Origin of the sequence: Algoriphagus aquimarinus, assembly GCF_900112005.1 — a bacterium.
Lineage (GTDB): Bacteria > Bacteroidota > Bacteroidia > Cytophagales > Cyclobacteriaceae > Algoriphagus > Algoriphagus aquimarinus.
In genome coordinates this window covers 51,446-72,073 of sequence record NZ_FOKK01000014.1, presented here as the reverse complement: position 1 = coordinate 72,073, position 20,628 = coordinate 51,446, and the positions used below count along the sequence as shown (strand labels likewise).

Genomic DNA, 20,628 nt, shown 5'->3' with positions numbered 1-20,628 from the left:
TCTACCCAGAAGGATAGAGGGAGCTGGAATGTATAAGTTATTCTTTGGCCGTAAGCTCAAGGATTTTTGAAAACAGCGATCCTCCCTGTCTTCCATGCTGATGAGGTTCTACATTCGCCTTCAGCATATTCAGAAGCTTACAATGTACTTTTGTGACCTGATACCCTGTCGCCACCATCAATCGCTCCAAAGGTTTTTCATAAGGAACCAGCACTTTGTCATCTTGAATAAAGAGTGGCAAATGCTTGTTGCCGATTTCGTAGCACACCGTCCCCATCTCATAAATATTTCTGGGAACGATCTCTATTGCGTCACATGGATTGACAGTGATTACGACTACTTTTTGATCATCCAGATACACGATGTCTCCTTCCAACAATCTGCTTCCCTCACGCAAAAACTTCATCACCACTTCCTGGCCTCCAATCGACTTCTTTCTCATAAGTCGCTTGGGAGTTTCAAACCATTCCAGTGGCAATACATCGATTTGCCTATTGCCTACTTCATGGCTTTTAATATTGCCGATTACTTCTTTACAGACCATAGTTGAATAAAACTAGTAATGCCAAACTTGGCTTTAGAACAAGAAGTATCGCTGAGCCAATGGTAGTACTTCCAGTGGTTCGCAGGTAAGAACTTCTCCTTTTATCGAAACTTCATAGTTTTCAGGATTTACATCTATTACAGGTGTAGCATCGTTGTGGATCAGATCCTTTTTACCCACATTTCTGCAATTCTCTACCGGCAGAACCTGTTTCTCCAATCCATATTTTTCCACTATGTTATTCTCAAGACTGGCTTTAGAAACAAAGGTTGCAGAAGTCTTTTTCAAGGCTACTCCATAAGCTCCAAACATATTTCTCATCACTACTGGCTGAGGAGTTGGTATAGAAGCATTTGGATCACCCATTTTACTGGCAGCGATCATTCCGCCTTTGATGATCATTTCTGGTTTCACACCAAAGAATGCCGGCTTCCATATCACTAAATCGGCCATTTTTCCTGGCTCTACCGAACCAACGTATTTGGAAATACCGTGAGATAAAGCTGGATTGATCGTGTATTTTGCCACATAACGTTTTACTCTGAAGTTATCGGCTTCGATCGCCTTGTCTTCTTCCAAGAACCCTCTCTGAATCTTGTTTTTATGAGCAGTTTGCCAAGTTCTTGTGATCACTTCTCCTACTCTACCCATAGCCTGAGAATCAGAACTCATCATACTGAAAACACCCATATCCTGAAGAATATCTTCCGCAGCAATAGTCTCCTTTCTAATTCTGGAATCTGCAAAAGCCACATCCTCCGGAATAGACTTACTTAAATGGTGACACACCATCAGCATATCCAAGTGCTCATCAATCGTATTGACAGTATAAGGTCTGGTAGGATTAGTAGAGCTAGGAAGCACATTTGGATAAGATGCTATCTTGATAATATCTGGAGCGTGCCCTCCTCCGGCTCCCTCGGTGTGGAAAGTGTGGATGGTACGTCCGTTGATTGCCTTTACGGTATCTTCCAAAAAGCCCGCTTCATTCAAGGTGTCTGTGTGAATAGCAACCTGCACATCGTATTCATCGGCCACTTTAAGCGAAGCATCTATTACAGCTGGAGTAGCACCCCAATCTTCATGGATTTTCAATCCCAGCGCGCCAGCTTTCACTTGCTCTACCAAAGGTTCTGTTGTGCTGCAATTACCTTTTCCAAAAAACCCCAAATTCATAGGGAAGGCCTCTGCTGATTGAAGCATTTTTTCAAGATTCCATGCACCAGGAGTCACAGTAGTAGCATTGGTGCCATCAGCAGGCCCGGTACCCCCACCGATCATAGTCGTAATTCCACTGTAAAGTGCATGCTCTATCTGCTGAGGGCAAATGAAGTGAATATGTGCATCGATTCCTCCGGCTGTCATGATATGACCAGCACCTGAGTGAACCTCTGTGGAAGCTCCAATGATCATATTTGAACTTACACCATCCATCGTGTCTGGATTACCCGCTTTTCCCACACCTACAATCTTCCCGTCTTTGATCCCTACATCACCTTTTACAATGCCCCAGTGATCAATGACGATAATATTTAAAATCACAAAATCAAGAACTCCTTCGTCACGCATTTTGGTGGAAGATTGAGACATTCCATCACGAACCGTTTTCCCACCTCCAAATTTGCTCTCTTGACCATAATGATCGCTGTTGAAATCCTTTTCTATTTCTATAAATAATTCTGTATCTCCCAATCTTACTTTATCACCTACAGTTGGCCCATAAATATTGGCATATTTGATTCTATCTACTTTGAAGCTCATGGTTAAAGGGTTTTAAAGTTTTCAGATTTCACTTTTTTCAGGGCTTTGTCCAGACTTCCTGAGTCAGTCGTACTTCCTTGTGTGAGGTTACTTGCTCCGAAAGCATTCCTATCTCCTCCTAGATTGATAAGATTAACTTCCATCGATTCACCCGGCTCAAATCTCATGGCTGTACCAGCCAAAATATCCATCCGTTTCCCAAAAGCTTTAGCTCTATCGAATGACATTTGCTTATTCGCTTCAAAAAAATGAAAATGGGATCCTATTTGAATTGGACGATCTCCGGTATTTGTCACTTCCAGCGTAATGCTCTCTTGACCAGCATTACACTCTATCTGTTCTTGTTTAAGAATATATTCTCCAGGAATCATATTAGTGTTAATTAAGGTTAGCGGATTGGATTATGTACTGTGACTAATTTGCTTCCATCAGGGAAAGTTGCTTCGATCTGAATATCATGGATCATCTCAGCAATTCCTTCCATGACATCTTCCTTGGTAAGAAATGTTGCCCCAGTCTGCATCAACTCTGCGACGGATTTGCCATCTCTAGCCAGTTCGTGAAGCCTAGAGCTAATGAGGGCAATAGATTCCGGGTAATTAAGTTTTACACCGCGGGCTTTTCGTTTTTCTGCAAGTTCTCCTGCTACGAAAAGCATCAGTTTTTCTGTTTCTCTTGAAGTTAACTTCATGGTTAGCTATTTAAAATATCGTGTATAAATTAAATCATCACATGAACACAAGAACCTAAAAGACTCGTATTCAATTGAATATGTCGTGATTTTGAAATATAGGAAGTAATCTATCTGATAGCCCTTTTGCTTAAAGGCTATCATAAACTCGCGCTAAATAATTGTAGTAATGCGCAATTAGTTTTGTTAAAAACTATGCAAAACCCAGTTATGCAACTGGATTAATAAAAAATTTTCAATCTATGGAAAAGTATGAAAAGCTTATTAGAGGTAATTGTTAAAATGTATTCTAAACTGGTTCGATCAATACTCGGTGGAAACCAGCCTAGTTTAAATTTAAAAATAGTATTGTAATTGGAAAAAAATTCTTTTTCCGTTTCTTCTTCAATTGAAGAAATGAATTCACTAAAGTCAATTCTTGAAAATTGATTTATAGCATTAATAAAATTTTTATTGGTTGCCTCAATTAAGCTGGTGTTAGGGGAAACAATATGATCTGCATCTATTATTTGTGATGCAAATTCTCTAGAATCAACTGCTGGCAGAGATATTTTGGATCCAAGCTGAGTCGTAAAGGACAATAATATCCCCAAGAACATAAAAAATGAAATACCGAATTTCGGTAGGTTTTTTCCTGGAAAACTATTGGTATCATTTCGCACAACAAGTACTATTTAAATGTTAACCATTGACATTTCAATTAGATTTGCAATGTATAAGTCTATAACTACTATTTAAAATAAACCTACTAAAAAAAACTCCTTAGTCATATAAAGTCCTTAAAATGAAGGGGAAAAATATTTTGAACAATTATTTTTCTCCTAATTTTTGGTCAAAACTCTCGAAATCAATTGAATTTAATGTGATCAATTAAGATAATTACGGATTAATTTAAAAAAGGCAAGATTGTTAAATCACAAAAAAACCCGACTAAGAAGCCGGGCCTTTTTCCCAAAAACAAAAGTTAATACATTCCACAAAGGCACCTAAACCCACTTGCCTTTCCCAGTTTTTGGGATTTTTAGAAATTCCTGAGAAACGAAAAGAGTAATCCTTATCGGACATAGCTACAGTTAAGAACATTAAAACCCCAAGTGTCATGGTGGTAATATGCCTTTATCCACTGATTAAAAAGCGGTTCCATCTGCAATAATCTATTCTCTCCTTCCAGAGATACGTTATCCAAGTCCTTTCTACAGCTCATCATAGACCTGGTTAGCGAATGCATCGATCATCATATCAACTGACATTAATTGGATTTTGATAATACAAGCCGACTTCAATTTCTAAATGAATTTGAATGCACCATGGAAAGCTCTCCTGCCATAGGTTCCTTAATAATTAAATTCAGTAAGTGTGAATAATCAAAAACCCTTATTAGACAACCAATGAATAGCCAAATAAGGATGATTTGAAGCGCAAACTTTCGGATCGTTTAGGACTGCCTAACTGGCACAGCAGCTCAATTCCGATACGTCTTTGCCAAAAGTTATCGCTGCTAATTTGATACCTTCTCCCAAAGTCAAATAAGGATAGAAACTGTCCGCCAATTCTTTTACAGTTATTCCGTATTTGATTGCCATACTTAATTGTTGAATAAGTTCTCCACCTTCGGGTGCAACTACTCTAGCACCTACCAATTTGTCGGTTTCAGTGTTGCGAATAAGTTTGATGAAACCTCTGGTATCATTTGCCGCTATGGCTCGTGGTACATCTTTGAGTTCCAATTTGGAAACTTCAAATGGAATTCCTTCAGCTTCTGCCTGCGCTTCGTCCAAACCTGCTCCTGCTACTTGTGGATCAGTAAAGACCACCCAAGGCAGCGAAGAATAATCAGCTTTGTTTTCTGCTCCCGAGAAGGCATTTTCTACCGCAATTTTCCCTTCAAATGCCGCGGTATAAACGTAGGCCGGGGTATTGGCTACATCGCCAACAGCGTAAATGTTCACCAAATTGGTTTCCATCTTTTCGTTTACCAAAATATGTCCAGTTTTGGTTAATTCTAAACCTACATTTTGCAAGCCCATTGTATGGGTATTAGGTTTTGTGCCTGTGGCAATCACTACTTTTCCATTTTCTACAATTTCCGTAAATGAACCATCAGGGCATTTGCAATGAATAATTATTTCTTCTTCTTTTTGCTCAAATTTCACGGCTCTAAAGTTGGGAAGGATTTCAATTCCCTCTTTTCGCATTTGGGTTTCCAATGCTTCGCTAATGTCAGGCATTTGTGACCGCAAAACCCGGTCGGTAAATTCTATGATCCGAACTTTTACCCCTAGGCGATTATAAGCCATAGCTATTTCCAATCCTATATAACCTGCTCCCATAATGGTGATACTTTCAGGCTTTTCTTCCAGATCGAAAAGGGAAACATTAGTCAAATAATCGATTTTGTCCAAGCCTTCAATATTCGGAATGTTGGTAGTAGCCCCTGTAGCAATTAAAAATTTAAGGGCTTTATATTCTTTCCCATCTACTTCAATTGTTTTGCTGTCTTTGAACTTTGCCCAACCTTTAAGCATAGTCAAGTTTTCAAAATCGCTTACTACATTCATGTACTTTTTCTCTTGAAGAGTGGCTACCAGCCTCTTTTTGTCTTTGATGATTTGGGCAAAATCAATGTCAACGCCTCTAGGTTTGATGCCTGCAAAGTTGGAATGGGTAGAATGATAAGCCGCTTCGCCTGCACGGATTAGGTTTTTGGAAGGCACACATCCTACATTCACGCAGGTCCCGCCAAAGTCTAATCTACCGTTGATCATTAATGTAGTCAAACCTAAACTTTCGGCTTTGATAGCTGCCGAAAATGCAGCCGAACCACCACCGATTATGATGAGGTTAAATTGGTTGTTGCCACCACTACCATTTTCGGGAATTTCACCTTTGACACGATAGTTTTTCGTGCCATTAATGGTTTTGATAATTTCTTCCTTGCTGGTTTTCGAAGGGTCATAAGCACACTCGCAAGTAGCTTTTGTATAACTCACATTGGTTTCTTTTATGCCTTCGTTTTTGGAAAGTAGTTTTTCAATACCTGTGGCACAATGGTCGCAGGTCATTCCAATGATGTCTAGATTTATGATTTCTTTATACATATTTTTTTCTAAATGTTTGAAATTTTAAGTGTTTAAACCATGTAAACAATATCAGCACTAGCTGACGGATACGTCAATATCATCGTTTTAATATCCTTCGAGGTCAATCTAGCCTTTATGGCCAAGGCAAAAAGGTTGATCACTTCTTCAGCGTGTGGACCAATGATATGTGCACCTAAAATTTTTCCAGTCTCCTTTTCTATCAGGGTTTTATAGGCGTAAGTATTCTCATTTATCCTTTTGGCCGTAAACCAGTCTGGAACAGCTTTTTTATTCACAATAAATTCAATTCCTTTTTCAGTCGCTTTTTCTTCCGAAAGGCCTACCGATGCCATGGTGGGTAAGGTAAATACTACGGTAGGAATAGCCGTATAATCGGGTTTTTTAATGTTACCATTTATAATATTGGAAGCTACGATATGCCCTTCCATGACTGCTACAGGTGTTAGTGGTATTCCATCCGTATCAGCAGCGTCTCCTGCAGCATATATGTTAGAATTGGTGGTGCTTTGCAAATATTCATTTACCTCGACCCCTCTTTTACTGAATGCGATATTCGCTTTTTTCAGATCTAGGTCAAAAATTGCTGGTGGTCTTCCGGCAGAATTGATCACAGCTTCTGCTTCCCATTTTTGTTCTCCGTTTTCATCCTTGCCTGTCACTGTAAAAGAATCTCCAAATTTTTCAACGGCTGTAACATTGGTGTTCAACACCACCTTAATATTTAATTTCTGGGTGGCTCCAGTCAACTGCTCCACGATAAACGGATCGAAACTTTCTAAAGGCTGTTTGCCTCGATGCAGGATGGTGACTTCGCTGCCAAAGCGGGCCGCCATATGCGCAAATTCAAAGGCGATATAACCACCCCCTATGAAAACAAGCGATTTTGGAAGTGTATCAAAATTCAGGAAGTCGGTACTGGTCAGCGTGTACTCCACGCCCGAGATTCCTAATACCCTAGGCCTTGCACCTGTAGCTATCACAATTTTTTTAGCCTCTATCGTTTTATCGCCTACCTGCAGTTGATTTTCTGAAATAAATTTAGCCGATTGGTGAAATGTTTCAATTCCATTGTGTTTATAGCCTTTTTCAATTTTGGGGGGCATTGCATCTACAAACTCCTGCTTTAATTTCATGGCAGCTTTCCAATGGATGGCCGGAACTTCAGCGATTTGTTTTTCATGAAGTCGGGCTGCAAAATCTTTCGCCTCCGTAGCACCCAGCATTATTTTTTTTGGATCGCAACCTCGTAGTGCACAGGTCCCCCCATAAGGCAGCTCATCCGTAATCCCCACTTTTAGTCCTTTACTGGCACATATGTTGGCAATATTCATTCCTGCCATTCCGGAACCCAAGACGAAAACATCATATTTATACATAATCAATTATTTAATTAAATTCTTAAATACAGTGCACAAAAAAATACTATTTCCTGCCCACCACTTTATAACCTGTACCATTGATGGCTTCTTCAATTTGAACCAAGCTTATTTTTGATTGATCAAATTCTACTTTGGCTGTCGCCTCTTCATAAATTGCGACTACCTTAACAATACCAGGCAGCTTATTCACATCATTTTCTACATGTGAGGCACAGCCAGCGCAAGTCATTCCTTTTATATCAAAGGTTACCGATTGAATGTCTGAGGCATTGACAATTATAATTTCTTTGTGATCATTTGAAGGGTAGAAAATGTGCGCGTAGTTTGGAAAAGCAAGCATTAAAGCTGAAAACACGGTTACAATGCCTAAAAATGTTTTAGTCTGCATAAAAGGCTTTTTCTCATCATCATCGCAATCGCATTGAATTTCTTCCGCGGTCCTGGGCTTGATTTTCTGATACCAAGCAAAACCCAATACTAAAACGGTGATTCCGATAAGATATGGTCTTGCGGGTTCCATCCACGAAAAGCTTGCTGCTACACCTGATGCTCCTGAAATAAGCGCTAATACAGGGGTAATGCAGCAAAGTGAAGCAGCTACTGCTGATAGCATTCCCGCTCCGACAAGTTTGCTGTTTTTCTCGCTCATACTGTAACTATGTTTGAATTATTAATGATGTGTTTGAAAAAGGGGTGAAATAAGGTCAGTTGTTCTTGTTTTAATGAGTAGAAAATAGTTTGACCCTCTCTTCGACCTTCAATGACATTTTTGTCTTTGAGTTTTCTGAGATGTTGAGAAACTGCAGGGATGCTCATTCCTAAAATGTCTGATAAGTCGCATGGGCAGAGTTCGTTTTCTTCCTCTAAAAGAAACAAAATCTTCAGCCTCACTTCATTCCCTGCGAGCGCCAGCAAACCACTCAATTGACCAAATGCCGAGCCATTGGCTTGTAGTAGTTCTCGGCAATGGTTTATCTGATCTTTATCGGCAAATACTCTGATACAGGATTGATTGTTTTCCATGGTTTCCTCTTTAGAATTTAATAGCGTCATAAATATAACAATAGATTTCTTATTTAAGCAACTTCTTAAATATAAAACGACAATTCTATTTTTTAGTGGTGACTGAAGTAGAACTTTTCATTCTAAAAAAAGCGGCTTCATCCTAAATTAAACTTAGATAAAGCCGCTTACCGTATTATTTTTGAAATCAACCAGCTACTTTTTCACTTCTAGTCCACTTTCTTCCACTGAATACCGGATCGATTTCCGTGTGGAAAATATGATTCGAATAGTTACTCAACGTCTTCACTGCAATTGCCAGAACAATTTCTAGAATCTGTTTTTCTAACATTTGTGGTACTTGATGGGATTTGCCTCTTCTGCTTACTGACCCAATACTAAAACAATCCAATGGATTATTTCTTGATGCCCGACCCTAATATCCTAACCAATTTGTAATAGGTTTCTTTACCTCACCCCAAGCCTATGCCCGCAAGCCTGTGGTACAGGCTCTTTAGTAGAGGGTGGTTGGCTCTGTTAAATAATAGCTCTCTGTGACTAAAAGTCTAAAGTAAGACAAAGAAGAATTTTTAGGACTCCCAGTGCGGAGGCTGGGTACTACGCTGAATCACTGAAGAGATTGTTTCTTTATAGATCATGATTTCACATCAAAATAATTTATCAGTAGTTTTAGCAAGTGAGAAAATTCTCTTCCATATTTCTGCTCAGTTGTTTTTGCCTGTATTTCTTCGGATACATTGTCTACTTCTTTGCCTATCAATACCGACTAACTAGAGAATGGGAGGAGAATATATGGGAAGAATCCTACGATAATTCTCTCACTGAAATGATGGAAATTCCGCTTTCGCTACCTTACATGGCCAATCAGGATGATTTCCAGACTACAAACCTATCTATGGAAGTTGATGGCCAATTTCTTCGGGTGGTCAAACAACGCTATCAAAACGACACACTTCAAGTTGTTTATATTAAAGATCAACAAAAACAAAAATTAAACGAGCAGGTTTCTGACTGGATTAGATCTATTACTGACAACGCTCATAATAACAATCAAAACCATAAACTACTTTTTGCCAAGTTTTTCCCTAAAGACTTTATAGCCAATGAAATATCCAACTTTGAGATTTGGTCTTCCAAATTAGATTCAACTAATATTAATACCAGTCAGACTGATTATAGGGACATTTTTCTCAGTCTAAAGACACCTCCCCCACAATTCGGATAAAGCATATACTGTCATTTTTATGGCCGGTCCAGTAATTAAGCCCGACTGGCTTTTTGTATATATTTTATCCAAACTTATGAATATTAAAAAACTACTTATTCTTGGGCTTTTCCAAGGCTTGATGGCATGCGCGTATGCCCAAAATGACACCATCAAAACACTGGACTTAAAGGAATTCCAGCTGAGAGATTTTCGGGATTTATCACCGATAGCACCTCTTCCAAATGTAAGTCGAAACTTCCTGATCGGCGGAAGAAAAACCGAATCTATCCAAATCAGTCTACTCCCGGCTAACCTTGCTGAGAAAACGGGAAGGCAGCTGTTTGCTAAAATACCGGGCGGGTTTATTTACGACATGGATGGCTCGGGCAACCAAATAAATTTCTCCGTCCGCGGACTGGATGGCCATAGAAGCTGGGAATTCAACATTCGTCAAAACGGAGTGATGATCAATACCGATATCTACGGATATCCCGCCAGTCATTATTCTATGCCAATAGAAGCTGTTGAGAAGATCGAACTGATCCGAGGAACCGGTGCGCTTCAATATGGACAGCAGTTTGGAGGTATGCTGAATTACATTCTAAAGGAACCCGATTCTACGAAAAGATTTTCATTTGAAAACTTAAGCACCGTAGGATCCTTTGGCCTGCTCTCTACCTTCAATGCTATCGGAGGAAAAGTGGGCAAGTTGACTTACTATGCCTATTACCAAAAGCGGGTTTCTGAAGGCTATCGTGACAATTCAAACTCTACCTCAGATGCTCAACACATAGACTTGACCTATCAATTCAACGATAGGCTAAAATTACGTGGCGAATTGTCCAGAAGCACCTATTTATACCAGATCCCTGGTCCATTGAATGATGAAATGTTTACAGATAATCCTAAACAATCTACACGAGCAAGGAATTATTACAGCCCTGAAATATGGATTCCAGCAGTTATTCTTGATTTTCAGATATCTCCACATACCTCCCTTAACTGGACTGTTTCAGGAGTTTTCGGTGAACGAGCATCTGTGACCTTTGATGGTTTTGCCAATAAACCTGACGTCATCGATTTAGCTACCGAAGAATATGCTGCTAGAAACGTGGACATAGACAATTACCATACACGTACCACCGAAGGAAGACTGATGCATACTTATCAGTTAGGAAATATGAAGAACAACTTCTCAGCGAACTTCCGCTATTTCAATAATAGTATGGATAGAAGGCAACGTGGAAAAGGATCGACAGGCACAGATTACGATATTAAAGTGGAAGGTAATTTTCAAAGGGACATGAACCTTAAAAGTGAAAGCTTCGCGCTTGCTCTGGAAAATCAGTTTTACCTAACAGACCAATTCAGCGTCACTCCTGGTATACGTGTTGAAATGGGATCATCAAAAATGACTGGACGGATAGATTACATCGAAGATGCATATGTGCCAAAGACTATAGACTACGACTTTATAGCGCTTGGCATTAATGCTAATTACCAATTGAATTCAAATTCACGATTTTATACTGGTTTTTCCCAAGCCAACCGGCCTGTAATTTTTCAGGATATTATTCCAGGAAATCCTATGACCTTGATCTCTGACGAGCTGGAAGATAGCTTTGGTTACAACGCCGAAGTAGGCTGGGAAAACTCCTCGATCCCTGGTCTGAAGTACAACATCACTTTCTTCAGAACTTATATTGGCAATCGTCTTGGGAATATCTTTGTTGAGCATGAAGGGCAGACTTTCATCCAAAAGTCAAATATTGGCAACAGCCTGAACAATGGCATAGAATTCTACTTGGATTACGAGTTCATGAAGGGGAAAAATTGGGGGCTTAATTTCTATACCTCAACTAGCCTCATGGATGCAAAATACACATCAGGGGAAGTAGCAGTGGCAGAAGGAAATCAAAATATCACAGGTAACCGAATTGAAGCTGCTCCAAAATGGCTAAGCAGAAATGGAGTTTCGGGACATTTTAGAGCATTACGGGTACTTCTTCAGCATCAATTCGTGGGAAACACTTATGCCGATGCACTCAACACTAAAACTCCACCCGAGACTGGCGCGGTTGGAATCGTGCCATCCTATAATGTCTGGGATCTAAACACTTCCTATCAGGTCTCTTCAAAATTTATTTTGCGCGTAGGAATCAATAACCTATTGAATAAGAGATACTTTACTAAAAGGCCACAAATGTACCCAGGTCCAGGAATCTGGACTTCGGATGGAAGAAGTTTTGTTGCATCGATAGGTTTTAAACTTTAACAGAAAATATATTCCTTAACCTGTCCAGTTAAATCTTAAACTGGTTGATAGCAGTAAATTTCTAGTATGAATTTATTTGCTGCATTGAATGCACATTATTTGCTTACAGGATTCTTCTGCAAGAATTACTGATAAAATGGAAGGAGCAAAGACTCCTTCCATTTCTTATTCAAATAGAATAAATATCTGACAATATGTTAATGTAACTTTCGGAATTAGATAAATACGGATGAATTTTCGGAATAATTAATTTCACTTTTATAAGTACCCTCCAGATAAATTAGTGGATTTTCATCCTCCTTATCACAGGAAAACAATGCGAATACCATTAAGGGCAGATGGAATAATTCATTCAATAAGATTAGAGAAAGCTCTGGTAAAAAAGTCTTAAGAGGGTATAAAGTATCAACAACCCCAGTACGAAACCTGCAGCAACATCGGTAAACCAGTGCGCACCTAAATAAACCCTTGAAAAAGGAACGGTAAGAATTAAAAACAAGGAAAAAATAATTATTGTATACCGTATTAACTTAGGAATCTCATTTCTGAAAAGCATTAAAAATATTATAAAACCAAAAAAAACGACATAAAAGGATGTGTGTCCACTTGGAAAACTTTGATGTTCTGCATTAACCATAACATCAACAAAGTCTTCTGAAGGCCTTGGCCTGTTTATAAGAACTTTTATCCCAAATGTGATGACCCATATAATAGAGGTGAGTACCACAAAAAGGGCCTCTTTGTAATGCTTGAAAAGTATGAACACCAGGGCAGTTCCGATCACCAACGCCACAGATACCCACGTATAACCAAACCAACTTATAGCCAACATGGCATGGTGAAGCAGTGGACTTTTATGTTCCTGAACCTCCTCAGAGAATTCATAGTCGATAATTGTGGTGGGAAGAAAATAAACGATGGCAGTCAGTAAAATAAATAATCCAGCAAATGCCACGATGAAATAATGTATTCTTCTTTTGCTGAAATGTTTGAAGTACTTCAATACATCCATAGGTGAATTGTAATTAGAATTGATATTGAAACCTGAATTTTAGAAAGTTGGATTGCTTGTAGTTGTTATTTTCTACATTAATTAAGGACGAAAATTTGAGCCTTTCATAGTTGAGAACTATTCTTACATCATCATTCGGATACCAGTTTATTCCACCCGAAAGGGGCCTCGTTCGATTGGCACCTTCATTTGGTTGAGCCAATAAATTCTGATCTGATAATTCCAGCACTTCATAACGAAATGCAAGCTCAAAAGCGCCCCAATATCCCTTTTTGGGATCCAATTCTCTGTTTGGTTTCACCGGACTGTTTCTTTGCTGTTTTTCTCCACTTAAAAGATAAGTGAAATCAATATAATACCCTTTGTCCGTTAGTATGGCCTTCTTAGTGTCCTTACTAATATTATCCGTTCTTTGAATGTACTCAGCACGGAACGAAGCACTTCCGATAATCCATTCCATATCGAAACCCACTCGTTCTCTCTTGTTTAAAATTGATGTAGTGTCGGACCTGGAGAAAAAGACTATGCCTGAACCCGTTTCAAAATTATTTGTGGAGTAAGGTTGGTCCTTCAGCCCATAAGAGCCTGATATGCCAAAATAGAGTTGCTGGAAAAGGCTGTTAAAGTTAGTTTTGAAAGGTGCCACTACCAACCTGCCAATAAAATCTTTATGGCTGTTAACTTCATTCATATTCCGCCCTTCGCCATTAAAGATACCCATCGCATAATCAATTCGCTCTTTGAAAGCTTGCCCAAAAAGCATTGCCCCTATATCATATGCGGGGGATAAGTTGTCAACTACCAAGGGTCTCTCTACAAAGTTTATTTGTGAGCTGGAGGTAAGATTGGAAAGACTGAAAGGAACTTTAAACTGCCCGACCCGCAGGTGTGCAAAAGCTAAATGCCTCGATTCTAAAAAAGCTTCGTTTAATTGGACTTTTCCTCCATCGAAGCGTGTGTACAACATATATCGGAAGTTTTGCTGCAAATATCCAGTGGCAGCAAGCCGTGCCCTTCTAATAAGGAATTCTGAATGGCCAGGGCTTTCACTTAAAGGTGTATAAAAATCCATTTGGGCATATCCCTTAAATTTAAGCAAATCGTCGGGTCCCACGAAGAAATAGCCTTCGTCAAAAGGACTTGGAAGCAATACAGTATCCTTTTGTTGGGCAAAGGTTCCAAATACGATTAAATATAATACCCCTGATATAATTAATTTTTCCTTCATTTTATATGGGGCTTGCTGGATAATTTTAAGAAAAGAAAAAGCGTGAAACCAAGCCATATTAAGGCCACAAGTATGCCTCCCACTAAGCTTCTTTTTTTATTCCATTTGTACTCTTGCCCTTTTACCTTTGCATTTTCGATTACTTCTTTTGGAATCAATTTTAAGGCGAAATAAATACCTATGGGCAGTAGAATCAAATCATCCAGATAACCTATAACAGGAATAAAATCCGGAATCAGGTCGATTGGGCTAAGCGCATAAGCAATAATGAATACAATAAGAGCTTTGGCATACCAAGGCGTTCCTTTGTCACTATAAGCAAGGTGCAAAATGATAAGTTGTTGTTTCAGATTTGCTGCCCAGGTTTTAAAACAGTCTAATATGTTTTTAATCATCATCTCCCTCACCTTTCCCCAATTCTGATTTCAAATAATTAGCGCCTTGTACTACGATTTTGGAGGTTGAAATTATTTTGCTCCCATCCAATATTTGTACTAATCCGCTATTGCTTCTTCCAATCTTTACGCTTGTTTTTGTGAAAGATGCTTCGGTTGTATCAGTACTTTTTTCAGTTGTTTCATCCTGAACAAAAACGTAGGATTCATTTTGATCAAAAATAATAGCTGCTTCTGGCAATACTGAAACTACTGTAGGGTGAGCATAAATATCTGCTTCCACATATAGACCCTGTATTAATAGGGTATTGTATTGAAATTTTGCAAGAATTTTTATTGTCCGAGAGGTTAAATCCAACGAATTACCTACAGAAAAAATAGACGCTGAAAATGAGGGGCTGTTCTCGAAAGAGGATACTTTAAAATCCACTTTTTGACCAGATTGAATGCTGTTGATATGCTTTTCAAAAACATTCAATTCCAAATAAGCGTGTTCATTGTTAATGACTTCCAAAAGTGGCTGCTGGGGCAATATTGACTGCCCCTTGAAACCTGTTACTTTGGTGACTGTCCCAGTTATAGGAGAAGTCAGATAAATAATAGAGTGAATTTTTCCTTCAGATACCTCTTTAGAATTAATTCCTATCAAACTCAATTTTTCAGCTAATGCATTTCTTTGCGACTTTATACTTTCAAAATCAGCTTGAATCTGCTGGAATGTTTTTGTTGCAGCAAAATTTGAATCACTTAGAATTTGTTGGCGTTGCAGTTCCTTCTGTAAGAATCGATACTGGCTTTCGGATTGCTGATATTCCTGTTGTAGTTGGATGAAATTTGGGTGTTTCAAAGAAACCAAAATATCTCCTTTTTTAACCGATGCTCCTTCCATCACATATACTTTTTCAATGAAACTTTCATAGAGTGCATTGATAGATACTCTGTCATTTGGAGGAAGTTCAATCAAACCATTAGCTTTGATAATTTCTGATAATGTATCTTGTTTCAGGTAGCCAATTAGGATTTCAGCGTTTTGAATTTGCAGCTGAGAAAGTTCAACCTGGTCAATGCTTGCCTGTTTAGCATCAATATTGGCAAGATTATCCTGTGCAGCTTTATCGCTGTTTTTGCAAGAGGCAAGAACAGTGAATAGTGTGATTATGGATATATATATGCTGTTTTTCATGATCTTCTATAGAAATTAATTATTGCCTAATAAATATTCAATTGAAATAATAGCCTGATTGAGTTGGTTCAGGTTATCGAGGTATTTGAATTGATAATCCAATGCCTGATTTACTCCATTGATGTACTCCAGATAGCTCAGCTCACCTTGTCTGAATCCCAAATTGGATTGACTTAGTATTAACTCAGCTTGAGGAAGAGCATTAGTCGTATAGTAATGATGCGATTGAAGCAGTTTTTGATAGGCTTGATAATTCGCTATGAAATCCGATTGGATTCGCTGTTGCATTTGTAAATAATCTGCTTCAGCTGCCTTTACATTTAATTTTGTTGCTTGTATTTGGGAGGTATGTGGTTTGAACCAAATAGGAATTGAAATCCCAGCCTGGAAACTTTGAAAGCGTGTAGTTCTGCCAACGAACTCATTAGCTCCATTTATGTCGTAGAATCCTTGTAGGGATTGATTGACATAGCCAATATTGAAATCCGGCAATGATTGAGTCTTAGCGACTTTTACTTTCTGGTTTTCTATCTCGACAGCTTGTTTGCTTTGCCGTAAGGATGGATTGCTCGAAATATCACCGTTATCCAGTGCAAATGATTGCTGATAAACAAAAGCCTCTCTGTCATCTATCGTAATGCGATCAGCGGAGTTAAGCAATATTTGCAAGCGTTTTAGCCATGCTTGAATATCCGCTTCATTCTGCTTTAATTGATTCTCAATTTCCAGCGATTTAGATGTTGCAGTAGTTTTTTCGAGCAAATTGGATTCACCTGTCCGAAAGCGTAGGCTTGTTGCTTTGACCAGTTCTTTATAAATAGAATCCTGACGAATCAGTATTTTATTTATTTCCTGTAAATATCTTATGAAGTAGTAAACGGATTTCACTTCATTGATCAAAGCATTTTTAGTTACTTGTTTTTTGATTTCCTGACTGTAAATATTCTCGTCTATTAGTCGGGATCTTTGAACATAATAAGTAGGAAATGAAAAGCTTTGGCCTAGCGTGAATCCATTATCTGCATAAAAGCTATTTGTTCGACCATATTGAAAATCTGCATTGGTTTTAGGTAAATCAAAGGAAGTACCTTTTAGCTTTTGCTCGGACTCTATTCTGTACTGGTCTGCCTGAAGTCCGGGATTATTGGTTAAGGCTGTATCAATAGCAGCTGCAAGAGATATAGGTATTGCCTGGTTGAATGATTGAGCTTGGCTGTAATTAGGAATAAATCCAACTAATACTAGTACTACCGCTATAGAAGCAGTTTTATTGAATTTCGGAGGACGTTCCATCAGTGTATAGAGTATAGGCAGAACAATCAAAGTCAATAATGTAGCGGTTAGTATTCCACCAATTACCACTGTGGCCAATGGGCGCTGAACCTCTGCTCCTGCTGATGAAGAAAGTGCCATTGGTAAGAAACCAAGAATGTCGGTTGAAGCGGTAAGGAATATTGGTCTTAGACGTGAAGTGGTAGCCTTAATGAGCCGCTCCTTAATATCGGTTACACCTTCTTTTTTCAACTCGTTTAGGCTACTGATTAAAATTAAGCCATTCAATACAGCTACCCCAAAAAGAGCAATAAATCCAACACCTGCTGAAATACTAAACGGCATTCCTCTTAGCCACAATGCAAAGACTCCCCCCACCGCTGCAAAAGGAATTGCCGTATAAATAAGGATCGTTTCTTTGACCGATTTTAAACTGATGTAGAGGATGAAAAAGATAAGGACTAAAGCAATCGGTATAACAATGGAAAGCCGCTTGGTGGCTCGTTGAAGATTCTCAAATTGACCACCGTAAGTAATGTAATAACCTGATGGCAGTTTAAGTTTCATTCCCAACTCTGATTTGATTTCAGTAACTAAAGACTGAATATCCCGATTTCTAACATTGACACCTATTACAATTCTTCTATGCGTATCATCTCTTGATATTAGACCGGGAGCATCCAGAACCTGTATGTTTGCTACTTCTTCCAAAGGAATTTTAGCTCCATTTGGGAGAGGAATGTATAATTCATTGATGGAGTTAATATCCTGTCTGAATGTTTCTTGAAGGCGCACCACCAAATCAAAACGTTTTTCACCCTCAAAGAACTGCCCTGCAATTCCACCCGAGAAGGCTGTGTTTACAGCCTGATTTAGGTCTGCAATCGTAAGGTCATACTGTGCTAATTTATCTCGTTTGTAGTCAATATTGATTTGTGGCAAACCTGTAATTTGCTCTGTTCTCACATCTGCTGCCCCTGATATAGGTTCAATAATAGTAGCGGCATCATTACCGAGTTCTTGTAATTTTTCTAGATTTTCCCCATAAATCTTAATAGCCAAGTCTGATTTAACACCAGTTAAAAGCTCATTAAAGCGCATTTCAATGGGTTGTGAAAACTCAACTGAGATTCCGGGAAGGGTTGCAATGGCTTCATCCATTTTAGCAGCTAGTTCAGCGGAAGTAGAGGCTGAAACCCATTCGCTTTTCTCTTTGAGTTTTACCATTATATCTGAGCCCTCAATAGGCATAGGGTCGGTTGGGACTTCTGCAGCTCCAATTTTGGTGACCACTGATAATACTTCAGGGAAATTATCCAGTAATATCCTTTCCAGTTTGGTCATGTTCTTTTCCATTTCTTGTAGGGAAGTTCCAGGAGCCATGCGAGTTTCCAAAGCAAAGTCACCTTCATCCAGTTTTGGAATGAACTCACCGCCCATGTTTAAGAAAATAATGATGGTGGCAAGCAGTAGTAAAAAGGCCACTGACAGTACCCAGATTCGTAGTTGCAGTGCTTTTATAAGGACGGGGGTATACAGATTTTCTACCCATGTCATGAATTTCTCACCCCAGCTTTTCTTCTTTTTTATCTTACCGTATAATAGCCATGCAGACACCATTGGAACATAGGTGAGACACAAAACCATAGCACCGAGAATGGCGAAACCGAATGTCAAGGCCATTGGGACAAACATTTTGCCTTCTACACCTTGTAGAGAAAGAATTGGCAGAAAAACGATAAGAATTATAATCTGACCAAAAATGGCAGAATTCATCATCTTTTTAGAGGACTCAATAGCTATGTCATTGATTTTGCTTTGCCTTTCTGTTTTAGTGAGGTTGGATAAAGCTTTATTATTCAGAACTAACTGAACTGCCATAAATTCGACAATGATTACAGCCCCATCTACAATGATTCCAAAATCAAGTGCTCCCAAACTCATCAAATTAGCGGAGACGTTAAAAACATTCATCATACCCAGAGCGAAGAGCATGGACAAAGGAATCACTGAGGCTACTATAAAACCTGATCTAAAATTACCTAACAGAAATACCAAGGCAAAAATGACAATAAGCCCTCCCAAAAGTAAATTTTCCTTTACAGTACTTGTGGTTTTACCGATTAATTTGGTTCTGTCAACAAAGGGTTTGATGACAACTCCTTCGGGTAGTGTCTTTTGAATTTCCGCTATTCGTTCTTTTACATCTGCAATTACATTGATGGTATTGGCATCTTTCAGCATCATTACTATTCCAATTACGGCTTCACCTTTTCCGTCCATAGTGGCAGCACCAAAACGTGGAGCATGACCAATTCCTACTTCTCCTATGTCGGCAATAGTGATGGGAACTTGGTTTCTTTTTGTGACTACAATTTTTTTGATTTCATCAATAGAGCCTACTAAGCCTTTACCTCGAATAAAATACAGATTAGCACCTTTCTCAATGTAACTGCCTCCTGTGTTTTGATTGTTCTTTTGAAGTGCTGTAAATATTTCGCTCAATGTTAAATCAAAAGAATTCAGCTTGTTGGGGTTGATAGCAACTTCATACTGCTTCAAGTAACCACCCCAACTATTGATTTCAACAATTCCCTTTGTGCCGGATAACTGTCTTTTGATTGTCCAATCCTGTATAGTTCTCAGCTCAGTTGCATCATATAAGGATTCATATCCAGGTAATGCTTCTATGGTGTACTGGTAAATTTCACCTAACCCGCTGGTTATTGGACCCATTTGGGGAGTACCATATTCTGAACCAATATTCTGTTCTGCTTCTTTGAGTTTTTCGCTCACCAACTGTCGTGGAAGAAAAGTGCCCAAGTCCTCATCAAATACTACGGTGACAATGGACAAACCAAACCGTGAGATTGACCGGATCTCCTGTACTCCCGGAAGGTTGTTCATAGCAAGCTCCACCGGGTAGGTGATGTACTGCTCTACTTCCTGTGCTGCGAGGCTCTCTGATGTAGTAATAATTTGTACCTGATTGTTGGTTATATCAGGGACGGCATCTATTGGGATTTTGGTTAATGAATACAAACCCCACCCGATAATAAAACAGGTAAACAGTCCTATGATTAGCTTATTCCTTACGGAAAAAGTAATGATATTATTTATCATGAATTTATACTTTTAGAAATTGAATAAACACTGGAATGCACGCATTTCAGACACCTCATTGGGCTGATCGACATTCTATAAAATGAAATAAGGGAGTGTTTTGGGCTAAATAAGCCAGATGCAATTTCTAATAAAGAGCCTTGAAGAGACTAAATATTGGGGATCAATATTTTGAAAGGCTATCCCTACAACTTGAAGTTGGGGGTCAATGAAATGAAAAAACGAATGGAGTGGGGTGAAAGTGAGATCAACATCAATATTGACATTGTCTGGCGTAGTGATTTTACTGTCGTGATAACTAGTTACATAAGTATCAAATTCATCCCCCCAAGTCTGCTGTAGACCGCCTATTTCTATTTCGAAAAAAGCGATGCAATATGCAAATGCAATGAGTGGGAATAATATTTTGAAACTTAATTTTTTCATCTTTTCCA

General features: G+C 38.8%; 18 protein-coding genes. 2 read left to right on the top strand and 16 right to left on the bottom strand.

Annotated elements, in window-relative coordinates:
* Positions 1 to 37 precede the first annotated feature (37 nt).
* The 10 genes from ureE to BM291_RS22170 form a co-directional block, all read right to left on the bottom strand.
* Complete coding sequence (gene ureE / locus BM291_RS16495) at positions 38 to 544, bottom strand: urease accessory protein UreE (RefSeq protein WP_092899436.1); 507 nt, start codon at positions 542 to 544, stop codon at positions 38 to 40.
* 33 nt (positions 545 to 577) lie between these two features.
* On the bottom strand, positions 578 to 2,305 hold the full coding sequence (gene ureC, locus BM291_RS16490) for an urease subunit alpha (protein ID WP_092899434.1): 1,728 nt from the start codon (positions 2,303 to 2,305) through the stop codon (positions 578 to 580).
* Between the two features lie 2 nt (positions 2,306 to 2,307).
* Complete coding sequence (locus BM291_RS16485) at positions 2,308 to 2,676, bottom strand: urease subunit beta (RefSeq protein ID WP_092899432.1); 369 nt, start codon at positions 2,674 to 2,676, stop codon at positions 2,308 to 2,310.
* Between the two features lie 17 nt (positions 2,677 to 2,693).
* Positions 2,694 to 2,996 (bottom strand): urease subunit gamma, encoded by a 303-nt coding sequence (gene ureA / locus BM291_RS16480; RefSeq protein ID WP_092899430.1) that lies wholly within the window; start codon positions 2,994 to 2,996, stop codon positions 2,694 to 2,696.
* Positions 2,997 to 3,217: 221 nt separating this feature from the next.
* Positions 3,218 to 3,658, bottom strand: a complete 441-nt coding sequence (locus tag BM291_RS16475) for a hypothetical protein (protein ID WP_092899428.1) — start codon at positions 3,656 to 3,658, stop codon at positions 3,218 to 3,220.
* 783 nt (positions 3,659 to 4,441) lie between these two features.
* Positions 4,442 to 6,094 carry a mercury(II) reductase gene (gene merA, locus BM291_RS16470; protein ID WP_092899427.1) on the bottom strand — a complete coding sequence of 551 codons (1,653 nt, stop codon included), beginning with the start codon at positions 6,092 to 6,094 and terminating at the stop codon, positions 4,442 to 4,444.
* 32 nt (positions 6,095 to 6,126) lie between these two features.
* Entirely contained in the window at positions 6,127 to 7,473 is a 1,347-nt protein-coding gene (locus BM291_RS16465) for a dihydrolipoyl dehydrogenase family protein (protein ID WP_092899425.1), read from the bottom strand.
* A 46-nt stretch (positions 7,474 to 7,519) separates the two neighbouring features.
* Positions 7,520 to 8,125: a mercuric transport protein MerTP gene (merTP, locus tag BM291_RS16460; RefSeq protein ID WP_092899423.1), complete on the bottom strand. Its 606-nt coding sequence runs from the start codon at positions 8,123 to 8,125 to the stop codon at positions 7,520 to 7,522.
* A complete protein-coding gene (locus BM291_RS16455) occupies positions 8,122 to 8,499 on the bottom strand; it encodes an ArsR/SmtB family transcription factor (protein ID WP_092899532.1) in 378 nt (125 codons plus the stop codon). Before BM291_RS16455 ends, merTP begins: the two co-directional genes overlap by 4 nt.
* 187 nt (positions 8,500 to 8,686) lie before the next feature.
* Positions 8,687 to 8,830: a carboxymuconolactone decarboxylase family protein gene (locus tag BM291_RS22170; protein ID WP_217647333.1), complete on the bottom strand. Its 144-nt coding sequence runs from the start codon at positions 8,828 to 8,830 to the stop codon at positions 8,687 to 8,689.
* 345 nt (positions 8,831 to 9,175) lie between these two features.
* Here BM291_RS22170 and BM291_RS16445 point away from each other — a divergent pair, with 345 nt between their 5' ends.
* On the top strand, positions 9,176 to 9,724 hold the full coding sequence (locus BM291_RS16445; protein WP_139229117.1) for a hypothetical protein: 549 nt from the start codon (positions 9,176 to 9,178) through the stop codon (positions 9,722 to 9,724).
* 76 nt (positions 9,725 to 9,800) lie between these two features.
* Positions 9,801 to 11,981 (top strand): TonB-dependent receptor family protein, encoded by a 2,181-nt coding sequence (locus BM291_RS16440; RefSeq protein WP_175499731.1) that lies wholly within the window; start codon positions 9,801 to 9,803, stop codon positions 11,979 to 11,981.
* A 361-nt stretch (positions 11,982 to 12,342) separates the two neighbouring features.
* Here the strand turns inward: BM291_RS16440 and BM291_RS16435 are convergent, their stop codons facing one another.
* From BM291_RS16435 to BM291_RS16410, 6 genes are all read right to left on the bottom strand, one after another.
* Positions 12,343 to 12,993, bottom strand: a complete 651-nt coding sequence (locus BM291_RS16435) for a phosphatase PAP2 family protein (RefSeq protein WP_092899417.1) — start codon at positions 12,991 to 12,993, stop codon at positions 12,343 to 12,345.
* A 13-nt stretch (positions 12,994 to 13,006) separates the two neighbouring features.
* Positions 13,007 to 14,221, bottom strand: coding sequence for an OprO/OprP family phosphate-selective porin (locus BM291_RS16430; protein WP_175499730.1), 1,215 nt, complete (start codon positions 14,219 to 14,221; stop codon positions 13,007 to 13,009).
* Entirely contained in the window at positions 14,218 to 14,619 is a 402-nt protein-coding gene (locus BM291_RS22535; protein WP_092899413.1) for a YkvA family protein, read from the bottom strand. The genes BM291_RS16430 and BM291_RS22535 overlap by 4 nt, the downstream gene beginning before the upstream one ends.
* Complete coding sequence (locus BM291_RS16420; RefSeq protein ID WP_092899411.1) at positions 14,609 to 15,799, bottom strand: efflux RND transporter periplasmic adaptor subunit; 1,191 nt, start codon at positions 15,797 to 15,799, stop codon at positions 14,609 to 14,611. The genes BM291_RS22535 and BM291_RS16420 overlap by 11 nt, the downstream gene beginning before the upstream one ends.
* A gap of 15 nt (positions 15,800 to 15,814) precedes the next feature.
* Positions 15,815 to 20,194, bottom strand: coding sequence for a CusA/CzcA family heavy metal efflux RND transporter (locus BM291_RS16415; protein ID WP_092899409.1), 4,380 nt, complete (start codon positions 20,192 to 20,194; stop codon positions 15,815 to 15,817).
* Between the two features lie 105 nt (positions 20,195 to 20,299).
* Positions 20,300 to 20,620 (bottom strand): hypothetical protein, encoded by a 321-nt coding sequence (locus BM291_RS16410; protein ID WP_092899407.1) that lies wholly within the window; start codon positions 20,618 to 20,620, stop codon positions 20,300 to 20,302.
* Positions 20,621 to 20,628: the final 8 nt, after the last annotated feature.

Bases quoted from the DNA above. Each gene is read 5' to 3' on its own strand.
- BM291_RS16465 (WP_092899425.1), bottom strand. From the start codon at position 7,473: ATGTATAAATATGATGTTTTCGTCTTGGGTTCCGGAATGGCAGGAATG.
- BM291_RS16415 (WP_092899409.1), bottom strand. From the start codon at position 20,194: ATGATAAATAATATCATTACTTTTTCCGTAAGGAATAAGCTAATCATA.
- ureE (WP_092899436.1), bottom strand. From the start codon at position 544: ATGGTCTGTAAAGAAGTAATCGGCAATATTAAAAGCCATGAAGTAGGC.
- BM291_RS22535 (WP_092899413.1), bottom strand. From the start codon at position 14,619: ATGATGATTAAAAACATATTAGACTGTTTTAAAACCTGGGCAGCAAAT.
- BM291_RS16455 (WP_092899532.1), bottom strand. From the start codon at position 8,499: ATGGAAAACAATCAATCCTGTATCAGAGTATTTGCCGATAAAGATCAG.
- ureA (WP_092899430.1), bottom strand. From the start codon at position 2,996: ATGAAGTTAACTTCAAGAGAAACAGAAAAACTGATGCTTTTCGTAGCA.
- BM291_RS16435 (WP_092899417.1), bottom strand. From the start codon at position 12,993: ATGGATGTATTGAAGTACTTCAAACATTTCAGCAAAAGAAGAATACAT.
- BM291_RS16440 (WP_175499731.1), top strand. From the start codon at position 9,801: ATGAATATTAAAAAACTACTTATTCTTGGGCTTTTCCAAGGCTTGATG.
- BM291_RS16485 (WP_092899432.1), bottom strand. From the start codon at position 2,676: ATGATTCCTGGAGAATATATTCTTAAACAAGAACAGATAGAGTGTAAT.
- ureC (WP_092899434.1), bottom strand. From the start codon at position 2,305: ATGAGCTTCAAAGTAGATAGAATCAAATATGCCAATATTTATGGGCCA.
- BM291_RS22170 (WP_217647333.1), bottom strand. From the start codon at position 8,830: ATGTTAGAAAAACAGATTCTAGAAATTGTTCTGGCAATTGCAGTGAAG.
- BM291_RS16430 (WP_175499730.1), bottom strand. From the start codon at position 14,221: ATGAAGGAAAAATTAATTATATCAGGGGTATTATATTTAATCGTATTT.
- BM291_RS16420 (WP_092899411.1), bottom strand. From the start codon at position 15,799: ATGAAAAACAGCATATATATATCCATAATCACACTATTCACTGTTCTT.
- BM291_RS16410 (WP_092899407.1), bottom strand. From the start codon at position 20,620: ATGAAAAAATTAAGTTTCAAAATATTATTCCCACTCATTGCATTTGCA.
- merTP (WP_092899423.1), bottom strand. From the start codon at position 8,125: ATGAGCGAGAAAAACAGCAAACTTGTCGGAGCGGGAATGCTATCAGCA.
- merA (WP_092899427.1), bottom strand. From the start codon at position 6,094: ATGTATAAAGAAATCATAAATCTAGACATCATTGGAATGACCTGCGAC.